Source organism: Saccharopolyspora aridisoli, assembly GCF_004348445.1.
In the GTDB taxonomy this organism is placed as follows: Bacteria; Actinomycetota; Actinomycetes; order Mycobacteriales; family Pseudonocardiaceae; genus Saccharopolyspora; species Saccharopolyspora aridisoli.
The window spans coordinates 36639-50445 of record NZ_SMKV01000010.1 but is presented as its reverse complement, the minus strand read 5'-3'; the positions used below and the strand labels follow the sequence as shown (position 1 = coordinate 50445).

The window sequence follows — 13807 nt, the reverse complement described above, 5'->3', positions numbered from 1 at the left end:
CTGCTGGTCTGCTTGACGGACCTCCTGCGGTTGCCGGGGCTGTCCCGCGGTGGCGGCGGCTGCGGGAGCGGCCGCCGCCACCGGCGTGCTCTTCCTCAAGCCTGGCCGATAGCCTCGCCCAGTGCGCCTGGCACTGATTCACTCTTCGCCGTGGCGGGCTGGTCGGCTGGCTGATCGTGCACAACGGCCTGTGGGAGCGTCCCCGCGGCGGTGCGGCGGCGCGGCGGTGCACAAGACCCGGTGATGACGCCGCGACGTTGCTGACCGTCGCGGGCGATGCTCAGGTCCGGTCGAGGCCGAACGGCAGCAGTTGTACGCAGCGGTCGAACTTGGCCCGCAGTTCCTCCTCGTTGGCTGCGCCGAGGTAGGCGGCGAAGAGTTCGTAGCTGTAGCTGTCCTGGGCTGGTAGTTCGGAGAGCCGGGAACCTTGTTGGGCGATGATGTCCACGGTGGCGTCGGGGAGCTCCTCGGTCAGTCGTGCGAGGTCGCTCTCGGACGGTGTGGAGGTGACGGTGGCGTCTTCGAAGGTGCGGTGGAACCACTTGGCGGCGATGTGGTGTTGACCTTGGCGGTGGGGCATGTTCGGTTCTTCCCCGACTGCGAGTTGCACCATCGCTTGGTGGTTGGGCATGCCGTCGACGAGTTCGAACAGGGGGGCGTGGGATTGGGACAGTCGCGGGTTGATCTCGAGGATGTTGAGCGCGTCGGTGTCGGGTTCCCAGAAGAACTCGATGTTGAAGGTCGAGTCGTTGAGCCCGATGTGCTCGATGACGTCTCGGGTGATGCTGCAGGCTCGTTGTTGCACGTGCTCGGGGATTCGCGAGGGGTACTGGTAGCACAGGAAGCTGGAGGAGTCCGGGTAGCACAGCGAGTCGATGATGCCGTGGATTTGCGCGTGGCCGTCGTGGACGTAGCCCTCGGTGGTGATCTGCTCACCGTGCACGGCTTCTTCGGCCAGGCATGCCATGCCTCCGGCTTCCTCGATGGCCGGCGGCAGTTCCAGCTTGGACAGCAGGAAGTCGAAGGCACGTCCGATGCGGCCGATGCCTTCCCGGATCTCGGCTGTCGCTGCGCGTAGTTCCTCTTCGTCGTTGGCCTTGAACGCCAGGTCGGAGGAGAAGGACTTGACCGGTTTGAGCCACATCGGGAAGCGCATCCCTGACGGTGTTCGCGGTTCGTCGAGGTCGATGATGGCGAACCCGGGGTGCGCGTCGGTGACCTCGCGCTGGACCAGGCGGCTCCAGTACTTGTGCTCGCACTTGACCACCGATTCCAGGCTCGGCCCCGGCAGGCCGTTGTCGGTGGCCAGGATCGGAACCATCGAGCTCACCGGGAAGTCCCAGTAGCCCACGATCGCGTCGATCGGTTCCGGGAAGTCGTCGAGGCGCTGCTGCGCCTTCTCGAGCAGTTCCTCCAAGCCGATGTCGCCGAACATCAGCTGCTCCTTGTCCAGCAGCGCGTGGAACCGGTACGGCGCGAGGTGCTCGAGCTCGTGCATCAGGGCGAGGTTGCGCTCATCGGGTCCCAGCAGGAACACGTTCTTCGGCTTCTCCATCACACCACGTCGCATACCCGGATCGCCTGTCGCTAATCCAGCTGTTTTCACCCCGGCCGCCGGTGGAACCCTGGAGGCGGCCACGCACGACCGCGTCCCGGAGGTGCGTCATGAAGTACGACGAGTTCATCGCGACCGTCCGTCGGCTCGGTGAGTACGAGTCGAATGAGCGCGCGGAGCACGTCACGCGCTGTGTGCTGGGTGTGCTCGGCGCCCGCATCACCGCCCAGGAGGCAGAGGACCTCGCCGCGCAGCTGCCCGGCGATCTGGCCGAGGCTCTGCGCTCGGAGGAGCAGCCGATGCCGGACCTGTCACCTGACGGGTTCGCAGAGGCGGTCGCCGCCCGCTTGGAGGGCGCGAGCGCGGAGACGGCGCGGTGGGATGTCAGCGCCGTGCTCACCACGGTGACCGAGAGCATCGACGGCGGCGAGCTCAACCACGTGCTCAGCCAGCTGCCCAGCGGGTACGCCACGTTCTTCGGTCACCCGGAACTGGCCTGACGCGTCCCGGTCTTCCTGCGCCGGGACGTCACCGATCGAGCGCGGCGGCGTGCAGGTGGCGTGCCAGCGCGTCCAGCGGACCCGAGTCGGTGCCTGCCGAGCGACCGGTCGCGGCGGCTCGGCAGGCACCCTCGTCGGACCTGCACCACCGCCACCAGCGATCCAGCTCGGCATCCGTGAGCTCGTCGGCGCCGATCACCGCGGGCCAGTCCTGCGCGTGCGCCTGCGCGGTGACCTTGCCCCCGCCGGAGACGGGATCAACGGCCAGCGCGGGGACGCCCGCGGACAGCGCGACGACGAGCCCGTGCAGACGAGTGGTGACCAGGACATCGGTGCGCCGGACGAGAGCGGCGAACGCCTCGGGGGAGGAGCACAACCGCCAGTCACCGCGAGCCAGCCGGGTGTCCAGCGGGATTCGCGCAGCGTCCACTCCGGCCAACCAGCGCTGCAGGACCTCGTGCGTCTCGTCGTGCCTGGCGCGGTCTCCGTACTCCGGCTGTGCCGGCGCGAGCACGGCACCCACCACCGGCACGCCGCTGGGGTCCAGACCGGCGGCGAGGTCCGTTGATGCGCGCAGGCCTGGGCCGTCTCTCGGTAGCAGCGTGTGAAAACCCTTGGTGGCCGGTGATCCCGGGTCGATCACCGAGACTCCCACGGCGATCCGCGTGCACCTCGAGTACCGGCTGTGCAGCTCTTCGACCTGCCAGCCGTGCACAGGTCCGCAGCAGAAGATGACGTGGGTGTAGTCGTCCGGGTCGACGTCGTCGAAGTGCGTTGCACCGGGCGCGAACTCGGGGCTCAACACGATCTCGTGCTCGATGCCGTCGGCGGTCAGCCGGGTGGCCACCCGGTGCAGGCTCGCGACATCCCCAGCGGTGGCTTCCCCGTGCAGGAAGCTCGCCCACCCCGTCACCAGCGCTCGCATCAAGCCCCCATCGAGAGGTGGTGCCCCGGTCCTCCGGGGCACCACCACCAGCCATCAGCGCTTCTTGTGGGGTCCCGACTCCGGCGGAACCCGCGGGCCCGTCTCGAGCAGCGAGTTCGCCCTGCCGGATCGATGCTTCCGCCGGTCGGCAGACCTCTCGTCCTTCGACTTCGCGGGCGCGTGCTGCGCGATCCCGTTGCGCACCCGCCCGGTCAACTGCCGGATCCGCTCACCAAGCATGGTGCTGATCCCTCTCAACCGTTCTCGTACTGCAGTCGCTTCAACAGCATCTGCTTTCCCTGTTCACCGGCCTTCAGGTTGTTGTCCTGGATCCGGTGCAGCCACTTGGCGAGTTCGTCGTCGCCTTGAGACTCGGCATCCTTGACGTACTGGTCCAGCATCCACGCGTGGTGCAAGGACAACTGCAACACGGTGATGAGGTTGTAGTTCTTGTCCTTCACCGGGCTTTCAGGTTCGCCGGCCATGGGGATCCTCCTCGTCGCGGACTTCGCTCGCTCCTCTTGGGTTGTCAGCGGCGGGAGTGGTCAAACCCAGCGTGGGGCGGTTCACTCTCGGTGAAGGTCGAATCCGCCAGTCATTGACTCTTCGTGCCCAGTCATCCCCCTTTCCGTGGGAACTGTTTCGAATTTCGCGCTGATTGCTGAGAGTCCGGGCACAAAACGTGTCGATCTCGGCGAATTGGCTGGCACATTCGTGTCGGTTTCCGAGCCGAACTGAGCCGGAGACCGACCATTCGCCTTTCGGAAAGGAATCCCGCGTGCGCGCAGCCGTGGCTCCGATGTTCCGCGCGCTCCGACATCCCAACTACCGCCGCTGGGCGGTCGCCGATCTCGTCTCCGTCACCGGTGCGTGGATGCAGAACCTCGCGTTGAACTGGTTCGTCCTCGTCAAGACCGGTTCGCCCGGACTTCTCGGACTCTCCCTGCTGTTCCAACTGCTGCCCGGCGTGCTGCTGGGCTCGGTGGCAGGTTCGGTCGCCGACCGGTGGCCGACCAAGCGCGTGCTGCTGGTCACCCAATCACTGCACGGCGTGCTCGCGCTGGTGCTGGCGGGAGTGGCGTGGCTCGACGGCCCGCTGTCCGCCGTCTACGTGCTGGCTCTCGCCGGCGGGGTGGTGACGGTCTTCGACGGCCCCGCCCTCGGCCGCTTCGGCTCGCAGCTGGTACCTCGCGAGGACTTGAGCAACGCGTTGGGGTTGGGCTCCATCCTGAGCTCGGGAGGCCGCATCCTCGGCATGGGGTTGGCCGGCGGCTTGGTGGCCGTCACCGGCGTCCCCCTCCTCTTCGTGATCAACGCGGTGAGCTTCGGCGCGGTGCTGCTGGCGCTCGGCAAGGTCCGGCGGGAGGGGATGTTCCACCTCGCCACGAGCACGGCGGAGCGGACCGGCATCAAGGCGGGCATCCGGTACGTGCTCGGCCACCGGCCGCTGGTGCTGATGTTCCTGCTCGGTTTCGTGCTCTCCTGCCTGGGCCGCAACTACCAGGTCACGATGGCGGCGATGAGCGAAGGCCCGCTCGCGGCCGGGCCCGCGGGCTACGGAGTGCTGTCGGTGATCTTCTCCGCAGGCACGGTCCTCGGCGGTTTCGTCGCCGCGGCCTGCAAGAACTTGACGCTGCGCTTGGTGCTGTGGAGCGCGCTGGGCACCAGCGTCCTGCAGTTCTTCAGCGGCGTCACGCCCACCCTGTGGAGCTTCGCGACGCTGCTGGTGCCGATCGCGATCGGTGCGGTGGTGCTCGACACCGCGACGAGCACCCGCATCCAGCTCGACACCGACGAGGACATGCGCGGTCGAGTCCTGGCGGCCAAGGGGATCGTGACCGCAGCGTCCGGCGCCGTCGGCGGCCCGCTGCTGGGTTGGCTGTCGGAGTTCGCTGGCCCCGGCCCGGCGTTGGAGATCGCCGGCGCGGCCACCGTGGTGGCCACCGCCGTGGCCTGGTTGCTGTTCGCACGTTCTCCGCAGCGCCGCGCCATGCCCGCCGAGGAGCGCTGGGCGCGGCTGGCGGGGGTGCACCCCACACCACCGCAGCCCGCGCAACCACCGCTGCCCGGCAGGGCGACTGCGCGACCCGGACGGGGACCGCGGTGGACGCGACCGGGGCAGCGGATCACCGGCGGACGTCGTCGGCCTCACGTCACCGGGAGCATCAGCCCACGTAGCGGCGCGCGGCGGAATGGTGCTGCGGCTCCTCCAGCAGGCGCAGACCGCGTTCGACCTCGGCGGGCACCACGTGGCGTTCCCGCGACACCCACCGCCACAGCCGCAGCGCCTCCAGCGCGGCGGCGGCCGTGCACCGGTCTTTCGGCGCGGAACTGAGCACCTGAGCGCTGCGCCGCAGGGCGCTACCAGCCGGCCGGCGCAGCCACGTGGTCAGCAGCGTGTTGCGGATCCCGAGGCCCCTGCGCCGCCGCGCATCCCGTGCGCGGGAGGGCGCGTGGTGGATCAGCACGTCCGGCGACCAGCACAACCACCAGCCCCTAGCCGCCAGGTCCAGTGCCAGCAGCTCCTCCTCGCCGCCGAGCCACAACCGCTCGGAGAACCCACCGGCATCGGTGAAGGCGCTGGTGCGGAAGGTGGTGAGCCCCGCCATCACGCTCAGCAAAGCCGGCCCGGGCAGCCAGTGCGGCGCGGGCACCGGGGAGGTGCGCAGCTCCGGGGTCAGCGGGTCCTCGACGAGATCGGGCTCGACCAGGCACCGGCCCATGACCGCGCCGATCCCGGGGTAGCGGTCCAGCAGCTCGGTGGCCCGTCGCAGCGAACCCGGTTGCCAGCGGGTGTCGTCATCGCAGAAGGTCACGTGCTGCGTGCGGACGCGGTCGACGGCGACGTTGCGGGCGCAGGCGCCGAGGTTGCGGTCCTGCACCAGCAGTTCGACTTCGGGGAAGTGCCGACGCACCGCCGAAGCCGTCCCGTCCCGTGATGCGTTGTCGACCACGATGATCGGTGCCGCGTCGGGCAGCGCGGTCATGTGGTCGAGGGTGCGGAGGAGTTCCTCGCGGCGTTCGTGCGTCGCGATGACCACCGTTGTCCCGAACATGCTCACCTCCGCACGAAGTCGGGCAGGGATCGGCGCACCACGTCCTCGTCCCGGTCGTCGAACGCGTGCGAGCGGTGCGCGTAGAGGCTCAGCGCACCGGCGGGGAGGGCGGGGTCCAGCGGAACGATGAGCAGGCTGTGCAGCCGCAGTTCGCGGGCGCGCCGGGCGAAATCCGGCCAATAGGTCCTGATCTGGCTGAGGTCGGCGAGCACCGCGCGTTGCGAGGTGGCCACCTCCACGCTCGGGCCCTTGCCGATGCGCAGCTGGTCGACCTCCAAGGACCGGGCGCGATCGTCGGTGTGGGCGAGGACCGCTGGCTCCGGGGCGATCGTGCCGAGCACCGCCATGTCGGCGTGCGGCACGTGCGCCAGCAGTTCGGACAGCCGGTCGGCATGGGACGGGATCTCGGAGGTCCTCATGACGTCTGGGACTCCACGGCGGTCAGCTCTCGTTCGACTCGTCCGGGGAGCCGCCGTCTGCGGCGCAACGCCATCGGGAACCGCCGCAGCGCACCGGCGACGGCAGGCCAGGACCGGTGCAGGGCGCGCAACGTCTCGGACGCCGCAGCGGACGGAGATCGGCGCATCCAAGCGATCAGCAGGTTGTTGCGCAGTTCCAGGGCTTCCCGCTCGGGACGGCTCAACCGGGCGTTGGACGGGTGGTGGTGCGCGACGACCTCGTCGGCGTAGACCAGGTCCCATCCCGCAGCCGCGAGATCGCAGGCGAGCAGCTTCTCCTCGGCGCCGAAGAAGAGCATCGGGTCGAAGCCGCCGACCTCTCGGAAAGCTCGTCTCCGGACGATAGCCGCGCACGCCGTGAAGCCCAGCACCCGTGGACCAGGCAGCCCGCCCGAGCTCCCGAGCGGCGAGCGCGCCATGAGGTCGTTGACCGGATCGGTCCGCTCGAGCTCGCCCACGAGGGTCTTGCCGGCGATCAAACCGACGTTGGGATGCGCTGCGAAGAGGTGTTCGGCGCGGGGCAGCGCGTCGTGCTCCCACCACGAGTCGTCGTCGCTGAAGGCCACGTACTCCGCCCGGCAGCTCAGCACGCCGAGGTTGCGCGCCGCCGCCCCGAGGTTGTGCGGCGCGCGGATCAACTCCACGCTCGGGTGCAGCTCCGCGATCGCTTCCGCGGTGCCGTCGGTCGAGGCGTTGTCGACCACCACGATCCGCGGACGTGGACGCAGCTCTAGCAGGTTGCGCACGGTGCGGAGCAGTTCGCCGCGCCGGTTGCGCGTCGCGATCACCACGTCGGTGTTGATTCGTCCATCCATCCTGCACTCCCGGATATCGGCAGCGGACAGCCACCCTTCTCGCGGTTACCCGCACCGGGCGCGGAAAACCCGCAGTCGCTCGCACAGCGTGATCGAACGCCTGAGTGCGGCCGGGTCGAAACCGAAGTCGGGCGGGCATCCGGGCGCACATGTGTAGACGAGCCGCTTCGCTGGGTAGCGGTATAGGCAGGCGTGCCGTTGCGGGGCGCCGACCACACCGAGCAGAACGACACACGGGAGGCGTAGCTGTGCTCGTTCCAGTTCTGCACGCAGCACGAGGTCTTCCGCGCCCGCGGCACCGCGCCGAGGGGGAACCGTGAGGGGGCGGGTGCTGGTCGCACGTCAGGACAACCTGGGCGACGTGCTGCTCGCGGGTCCTGCGGTGCGGGCCGTGGCAGCGCACGCCGATTCCGTGGTCATGCTCGCGGGACCGCGCGGTGCGGCGGCCGCGGAGATGCTGCCCGGTGTGGACGAGGTCGTGTCCTGGTGCGCGCCGTGGATCGACCCGGAACCGCCGCCGGTCACCGAATCGGCGATGCACGAGTTCTCCGAGGTGCTGCGCAAGGTCGACGTCGACTCCGCGGTGGTGTTCACCTCGTTCCACCAGACCGCGCTGCCGCTGGCGCTGCTGCTGCGGATGGCCGGTGTGGAGCGGATCGCGGCGATCAGCGAGGACTACCCGGGCTCGCTGCTCGACGTGCGGCACCGGGTCGAGGGTGATCCGCCTGAGCCCGAACGCGCGCTCTCGCTGGCACGCGCCGCCGGATTCGAACTGCCGAGCGGAGACGACGGGAGGTTGGCGGTGCGCCGCCCCCTGCCCGACGTCAGCCACCTCGTCGCGGAGCAGGGCTACGTCGTGGTGCATCCCGCCGCTTCGGTCCCCGCGCGGGAGTGGCCGATGTTCCGCTGCCGAGCGGCGGTGCGCGAACTGGCCGCGGCCGGATGGACGGTGGTCGTCACGGGCGCACCGGCTGACCGGGAGCTCACCGCTCACGTGGCCGGGCACGCAGGGGTCGACCTCGGCGGGCGCACGGACCTGGCGGAGCTGGCGGCGGTCCTCGACGGCGCGGATGCCGTAGTCGCGCCCAACACAGGGCCGGCGCACCTGGCCGCGGCGGTGGGAACACCCGTGGTCTCGTTGTTCGCACCCGTGGTCAGCGCGGCCCGCTGGGCTCCCTACGGCGTGCCGCGCGTCGTGCTCGGCGAGCAGCTCGCCCCGTGCCGCAACACCCGCGCGCGGTCCTGCCCGGTACCCGGCCACCCGTGCCTGACGCTGGTGACCCCGGAAGAGGTCGCCGCCGCGGTCGCGGAGGTGACGTCGTGACGAGCCCCCGAACAACCGCGCCGTCCCAGCAGGAAGGGCTGCGGATCCTCGTGTGGCACCGGCACGGGTCGTGGACGACGTCGTTCGTGCACGGGCCGCACACCTACCTGGTGCCCACGACCGCCGATCGCGGGCCCGACGGGAGAGGCCGCTCGCAGACCGTCCCGTGGCCGGACAGCGCCGTGGAGGTCGAACCCGGCGAGCTGCACGACCAGCGCATCGACGTCGTGGTGCTCCAACGACCCGACGAGCTCGAGCTCACCCGGCTGTGGACAGGCCGCCGACCCGGCGTCGACCTGCCGGCCGTGTACGTGGAGCACGACACCCCGCGCGGTCCCGCGGGCCCCGACCGGCATCCCGTGGCCGACCGCGACGACATCCCGATCGCGCACGTCACCCACTTCAACCAGATGTGGTGGGACAACGGGCGAGCGCCGAACACCGTCATCGAGCACGGCATCGTCGATCCCGGCCACCGCTGGACCGGAACCGTGCCGCATGCCGGGGTGGTGGTCAACGAGCCGGTGCGGCGCAGTCACATCGCCGGAACCGACCTGCTGCCCCGATTGAGCGGAGGGGCGCCGCTGGACGTGTTCGGCATGCGGGTGAGGGACCTCCCGCAGGTGCTGGGATGTGACCGCATCACGCCGCACGAAGACCTGCCGCAGCCGAAGATGCACGCCGAACTGGCCGCCCGCCGCGTGTACCTGCACCCCTACCGGTGGACTTCGCTCGGGCTGGCGCTGCTGGAGGCGATGCACCTGGGCATGCCGGTCGTGGCCGTCGCGGCCACCGAGGTCTCCGAAGCCGTGCCACCGGAAGCGGGAGTCGTCTCCACCCGGATCGACGCGCTGATCGACGCGGTCGCCGCCTTCACCGCTGACCCGGACCGCGCCCGGGAGGCCGGCGAGGCGGCCCGCCGGGCGGCGCTGAGCCGGTACTCGCTGGAGAGGTTCTTGACCGACTGGACGGCGCTCCTGCACGAAGTGCGCCGGTGACCCGAGGAGGTCGACGTGAAGCTCGTCATCGTGGGCGACGCCCTGCTGGACCTGGACCTGACCGGGAGCGCCTCCCGCCTGTGCCCCGACGCGCCCGTACCAGTGGTCGACGTCGAGTCGCGACGCGGTAGGCCCGGCGGAGCCGCGCTCGCCGCGGCGCTGGCCGTGGACCAGGGCACCGAGGTGACCTTGATCAGCGGCCGCGGTGCCGATCCCGCCGGCTACGAGATCGACCGCCTGCTGCCGACCGGCGTCCGCTTGGTGGACCTGCCTTTCACCGGTGGGACGCCGAGCAAGACGCGGGTGCGGGCCGGCGGCCAATCGGTCGTGCGGCTGGACTCCGGCGCGGGAGCCGTGCCGGACGTGGTCCCGGGGCCGGCGGTCGTGCGAGAGCTCCGCAGCGCCGATGCCGTGCTCGTCGCCGACTACGGTCGCGGAGCCGCGAACAACTCCCGGCTGCGCCACGAGCTCTCCCGCCTGCCGCCTGGCACACCGCTGGTCTGGGACCCGCACCCGCGGGGAGCCGCGCCGGTGGCCCGGTCGGATCTCGTGGTGCCCAACGAAGCCGAAGCGATGCGGTTCAGCGGCATGACCGCGCAACCGGCTGGCGCGATGGCGCTGTGGCGTGAGTGGGAGTGCGGTGCGGTAGCGGTGACCATGGGTGAGCGGGGTGCTGCGCTGGCACCGAGCTGCGAGCTGATCGCAGCTCCGGAGCTGGACACCGCGATCGACACCTGCGGCGCCGGGGACGCTTTCGCCGTCGCCGCCGCCCTCGCGCTGGCCCGCGCCGAGTCCACATCGGACGCCGTCGCCGACGCGGTGCTGGCGGCAAGCCGGTTCGTCGCTTCCGGCGGCGCCGGTGCCTGGACCGCGGGCGACCGACCGGTGTCCGAGAACGGCCTGGACGTGGTCGAGCGGGTGCGGGAGCGCGGCGGCAGGCTCGTCGCGGCAGGGGGCTGCTTCGACCTGCTGCACCCGGGACACGTCGACCTGCTCAGCCAAGCCAGGCGGCTCGGTGACGCCCTCGTCGTCTGCCTGAACTCCGACGCCTCGGTGCGCAGGCTCAAGGGCGCTCCTCGCCCGCTGGTGGGCGTGGAGGACCGCAAGTGCCTGCTGGAGGCCCTCGAATCGGTCGACGCCGTCGCGGTCTTCGAGGAGACGACCCCGTGCGAGCTGCTGGCCGCCATCAGACCGGACGTGTGGGTCAAGGGCGGCGACTACGAACCGTCGCAGCTGCCCGAAGCGAGGGTGGTCGAGCAGTACGGCGGTGAGATCGTCCGGGTCCCGCTCGTCGGCGGGTACTCGACCACCCGGATGTTGCGGAACCTGCTGGAACTGGACGTCAATCGGGAGGAACTCCATGAACGGGCCGGGTAATGTCCTGATCACCGGAGGCGCTTCGGGTCTCGGTGCTGCGGTCGTCGATGCGGTGATCTCGGCCGGTGGCACCCCGCTGGTCCTCGACCGGGAGGTGCCCTCGGCGCCGGTGAAGCACGCCCAGGTCGACTTGGCCGACAGGCGCGCGGCGGAGCGAGCGGTGCGCGAGGTGGCCGACACCGCCGGTGGTCTCGACGGCGTGTTCACCGCCGCGGGCATCGATGCCTGCGGTTCGCTGCAGTCGGTTCCCGCCGAGGACTGGGAACGCGTGGTGGAGGTCAACCTGCTGGGCACCGCCGCCGTCGTGCGCGCCGCCTTGCCCTACTTGGAGGAGAGCCGGGGCACGGTGGTCACCTGCTCGTCCACGCTCGGGCTCAAGGGCTTGCCCGACGCGTCCGCTTACTGCGCCTCGAAGTTCGGCGTCGTCGGACTCTCCCGGGCGCTGGCCGCTGAGCTCAGCGGCCGGGTCGGGGTGACGATGCTGGTGCCGGGCGGCATGCACACCGCGTTCTTCGAGGGCAGGCCCGAGCAGTACAAGCCACCGCAGGACGCCAAGCTCAACCGGCCAGAGCACGTCGCCGAGGCGGTGCTGTTCGCGCTGCGGCAGCCGGCTGGCTGCGAGGTCCGCGAGCTCGTCGTGTGCCACTCGGAGGAGTCGTCATGGCCGTGAGGGGACTGCGCGCACGTGTGCTGGGCGACGGGCTGACCGCCGTCGCGGTCGCCACCGGCCTTGCCTGGAGCGGTCTCAAGGTGAGCTGCGCGCGCCCGGATCCGTCGGTGTCGGCGAGCGAACCGCGCCTGCAGGAGGTGATGCGGAGCCTGCGCCGCCGCGGTGCTCTGAGCTTCGGCGAGTTGGCCGATCCCGACGCCGTGTTCGTCTGCGGCGCCGAAGAGGTCACCGCCCCACCCGGCAGCTCCGTGATCAACTGCGTGCTGCCGCCGTGGGAGCGCACCCGGGACCTCCAGGCGGCGCTGGGCAGGCCGGTGGTGAGCAATCCGCAGCTGCTGCGAGAAGGCTCTGCGCTGGAGGACTTCCTGAGCGCGGACTTCGCCGTCCTCGGCGCCGACGACGCCGAGGCGCTGGTGCGGGCCGACGTGGTCCTGGCCGGTGTGCCGGTGCCGCCGCTGCACTGCGACGTCGACAGCGCCGACCTGGTGCTGCACGCGACCAACGGGCTACTCGAAGTGGAACGCGAGTACTTCGACGAGCTGGCCGAACTGTGCCGCGCAGTCGGTGCGGACGTGGATCGGGTGATCGAATGCGTCCGCCTCGACCCGCGCATCGGTGCCGACCCCGAGCAGCGTTGGGACTCGTCACGGCGCGGTCCTGCGGCGAGATTGTGCGAAGCTCATCCGCCACCGGTGCTCGCTGAGCTCGAAACCTTGCTCTGACGGCCGGTCCCGAAGGAGGAGCCGATGGACGCGGGGCGGATCGTCGTGATCGGTTGCGGCTACGTCGGCCTCACCACGGGTGCGTGCCTGGCCAGGCTCGGACACGACGTGACCTGCTGCGACCTCGACGGTGAGAAGATCGCCAGGCTGCGGCGGGGTCATGTGGACATCCGCGAGCCGGACCTCGGCGAGCTGGTCGCCGAGGGTGTGGCGGCAGGCTCCCTTCGCTTCACCCAGGACAGCGCGCGTGCCGTGACCGGGGCCGAGGTGGTGTTCCTGTGCCTGCCGACGCCGATGGGCGCCGACGGCGCCGCCGACCTCAGCGCCGTGGAGACCGTCGCCGTCGAGATCCGCGAGTTGCTGCCGCGCGGAACGGTGGTGGTCACCAAGTCGACCGTGCCGGTGGGAACGGCGACCCGCCTCACCCGTCTGCTGGTGCGCGAGGACGTCGCGGTGGTCAGCAATCCGGAGTTCTTGCGCGAGGGCTTCGCGGTCCAGGACTTCCTCCACCCAGCCCGCGTCGTCGTCGGCGCCGAGCAGCAGCAGGCGGCCGAGCGCGTCGCCGCCCTCTACGCCCCGCTGGACGCCCGCGCAGTGCTGATCGACCCGGTCAGCGCCGAGCTCGTCAAGTACGCCGCCAACGGTTTCCTGGCCACCAAGCTCTCCTACGTCAACGACCTCGCCGAGCTCTGCGAGCGCACCGGTGGCGACATCGACGTGGTCACCGAGGGGATGAGGCGCGATCACCGGGTCGCGCCGTCGTTCCTGAGCGTCGGGCCGGGCTGGGGAGGTTCCTGCCTGCCGAAGGACACCGCAGCACTGCTCCACACCGCCGATTCCGTCGGCGTGGACTTCCCGCTGCTGGGCGCCGCGGTTCGCGCGAACGCGCACCACCAGGCCAGGGTGGTGCAGAAGGTGGTGGATTGCTGCGGCGGTGACGTGTCGGGCGCTCGGATCGGTCTGCTCGGTCTGACGTTCAAGGCGGGCACGGGCGACCTGCGCGACTCGCCGGCTCTCGCGGTGGCGCGCGTGCTGTCCGGTCGGGGCGCGCGGCTGCGCGGCTACGACCCCGCGTGCGCGCAGAGGTCCGCAGTGCAGCGGATCCGGTGCGTTGCCGATCCCTACCTGGCGGCCGAAGGCGCGGAAGCCCTGGTGCTGCTGACCGATTGGCCGGAGTTCGCTGAGCTGGACTGGCCGAAGATCGCCGAGGTGATGCGGGCACCGGTGCTCGTCGACGCCCGCAACCAGCTCGATCCGCGCGAGCTCGCGCTCGAGGGGTTCACCTGGCGGGGAACCGGCCGCACCCTGCGGTGACGCGACAGCGAGCTGCCCGCGTGGGCCGCCGCACGGGCCGGACCCGAAGACCTCGAACCCCTGGTCCGATGCCGAGCTGGATCGGTCGCGTGG

The 13807-nt window shown here is 70.7% G+C and carries 13 protein-coding genes and 1 pseudogene; 8 read left to right on the top strand and 6 right to left on the bottom strand.

The features are described 5' to 3' along the window. Positions 1–280: 280 nt before the first annotated feature. Positions 281–1555, bottom strand: a complete 1275-nt coding sequence (locus E1161_RS10385) for an ATP-grasp domain-containing protein (protein ID WP_207920169.1) — start codon at positions 1553–1555, stop codon at positions 281–283. A gap of 110 nt (positions 1556–1665) precedes the next feature. On the opposite strand from E1161_RS10385, the gene E1161_RS10380 reads away from it, so the two are divergent. Beyond that, positions 1666–2055 carry a DUF2267 domain-containing protein gene (locus E1161_RS10380; protein WP_132622064.1) on the top strand — a complete coding sequence of 130 codons (390 nt, stop codon included), beginning with the start codon at positions 1666–1668 and terminating at the stop codon, positions 2053–2055. Between the two features lie 28 nt (positions 2056–2083). Here E1161_RS10380 and E1161_RS10375 read toward each other — a convergent pair whose 3' ends face one another. Both E1161_RS10375 and E1161_RS10370 read right to left on the bottom strand, forming a co-directional pair. Further along, positions 2084–2980: a polysaccharide pyruvyl transferase family protein gene (locus E1161_RS10375; protein ID WP_132622062.1), complete on the bottom strand. Its 897-nt coding sequence runs from the start codon at positions 2978–2980 to the stop codon at positions 2084–2086. A 254-nt stretch (positions 2981–3234) separates the two neighbouring features. Next, on the bottom strand, positions 3235–3465 hold the full coding sequence (locus E1161_RS10370) for a hypothetical protein (protein WP_132622060.1): 231 nt from the start codon (positions 3463–3465) through the stop codon (positions 3235–3237). A 314-nt stretch (positions 3466–3779) separates the two neighbouring features. Here E1161_RS10370 and E1161_RS10365 point away from each other — a divergent pair. After that, a pseudogene (locus E1161_RS10365) lies at positions 3780–4979 on the top strand (MFS transporter); the annotation flags it as partial. Between the two features lie 166 nt (positions 4980–5145). Here E1161_RS10365 and E1161_RS10360 read toward each other — a convergent pair. Genes E1161_RS10360 through E1161_RS10350 form a run of 3 tightly spaced genes read right to left on the bottom strand, consistent with a single transcriptional unit; the run spans position 5146 to position 7309 of the window. Continuing rightward, positions 5146–6036 (bottom strand): glycosyltransferase family 2 protein, encoded by an 891-nt coding sequence (locus E1161_RS10360; RefSeq protein ID WP_132622058.1) that lies wholly within the window; start codon positions 6034–6036, stop codon positions 5146–5148. A 2-nt stretch (positions 6037–6038) separates the two neighbouring features. Further along, positions 6039–6455 (bottom strand): GAF domain-containing protein, encoded by a 417-nt coding sequence (locus E1161_RS10355; protein WP_132622056.1) that lies wholly within the window; start codon positions 6453–6455, stop codon positions 6039–6041. Continuing rightward, the gene (locus E1161_RS10350; protein WP_132622054.1) at positions 6452–7309 is read right to left on the bottom strand and encodes a glycosyltransferase family 2 protein; all 858 of its coding nucleotides are present in this window, start codon (positions 7307–7309) and stop codon (positions 6452–6454) included. Before E1161_RS10350 ends, E1161_RS10355 begins: the two co-directional genes overlap by 4 nt. 316 nt (positions 7310–7625) lie before the next feature. On the opposite strand from E1161_RS10350, the gene E1161_RS10345 reads away from it, so the two are divergent. Genes E1161_RS10345 through E1161_RS10320 form a run of 6 tightly spaced genes read left to right on the top strand, consistent with a single transcriptional unit; the run spans position 7626 to position 13714 of the window. Beyond that, positions 7626–8633, top strand: coding sequence for a glycosyltransferase family 9 protein (locus tag E1161_RS10345; RefSeq protein WP_132622052.1), 1008 nt, complete (start codon positions 7626–7628; stop codon positions 8631–8633). Then, on the top strand, positions 8630–9631 hold the full coding sequence (locus tag E1161_RS10340) for a glycosyltransferase (RefSeq protein ID WP_328591243.1): 1002 nt from the start codon (positions 8630–8632) through the stop codon (positions 9629–9631). The genes E1161_RS10345 and E1161_RS10340 overlap by 4 nt, the downstream gene beginning before the upstream one ends. A gap of 15 nt (positions 9632–9646) precedes the next feature. Continuing rightward, on the top strand, positions 9647–11008 hold the full coding sequence (locus E1161_RS10335; RefSeq protein WP_132622050.1) for a PfkB family carbohydrate kinase: 1362 nt from the start codon (positions 9647–9649) through the stop codon (positions 11006–11008). Next, a complete protein-coding gene (locus E1161_RS10330) occupies positions 10992–11678 on the top strand; it encodes an SDR family oxidoreductase (RefSeq protein WP_132622048.1) in 687 nt (228 codons plus the stop codon). The genes E1161_RS10335 and E1161_RS10330 overlap by 17 nt, the downstream gene beginning before the upstream one ends. Then, entirely contained in the window at positions 11669–12400 is a 732-nt protein-coding gene (locus E1161_RS10325) for a hypothetical protein (protein WP_132622046.1), read from the top strand. The genes E1161_RS10330 and E1161_RS10325 overlap by 10 nt, the downstream gene beginning before the upstream one ends. 24 nt (positions 12401–12424) lie before the next feature. Continuing rightward, positions 12425–13714, top strand: coding sequence for a UDP-glucose dehydrogenase family protein (locus E1161_RS10320; RefSeq protein WP_132622044.1), 1290 nt, complete (start codon positions 12425–12427; stop codon positions 13712–13714). Positions 13715–13807: the final 93 nt, after the last annotated feature.

Bases quoted from the DNA above. Each gene is read 5' to 3' on its own strand.
- E1161_RS10385 (WP_207920169.1), bottom strand. From the start codon at position 1,555: ATGGAGAAGCCGAAGAACGTGTTCCTGCTGGGACCCGATGAGCGCAAC.
- E1161_RS10380 (WP_132622064.1), top strand. From the start codon at position 1,666: ATGAAGTACGACGAGTTCATCGCGACCGTCCGTCGGCTCGGTGAGTAC.
- E1161_RS10375 (WP_132622062.1), bottom strand. From the start codon at position 2,980: ATGCGAGCGCTGGTGACGGGGTGGGCGAGCTTCCTGCACGGGGAAGCC.
- E1161_RS10370 (WP_132622060.1), bottom strand. From the start codon at position 3,465: ATGGCCGGCGAACCTGAAAGCCCGGTGAAGGACAAGAACTACAACCTC.
- E1161_RS10360 (WP_132622058.1), bottom strand. From the start codon at position 6,036: ATGTTCGGGACAACGGTGGTCATCGCGACGCACGAACGCCGCGAGGAA.
- E1161_RS10355 (WP_132622056.1), bottom strand. From the start codon at position 6,455: ATGAGGACCTCCGAGATCCCGTCCCATGCCGACCGGCTGTCCGAACTG.
- E1161_RS10350 (WP_132622054.1), bottom strand. From the start codon at position 7,309: ATGGATGGACGAATCAACACCGACGTGGTGATCGCGACGCGCAACCGG.
- E1161_RS10330 (WP_132622048.1), top strand. From the start codon at position 10,992: ATGAACGGGCCGGGTAATGTCCTGATCACCGGAGGCGCTTCGGGTCTC.
- E1161_RS10325 (WP_132622046.1), top strand. From the start codon at position 11,669: ATGGCCGTGAGGGGACTGCGCGCACGTGTGCTGGGCGACGGGCTGACC.
- E1161_RS10320 (WP_132622044.1), top strand. From the start codon at position 12,425: ATGGACGCGGGGCGGATCGTCGTGATCGGTTGCGGCTACGTCGGCCTC.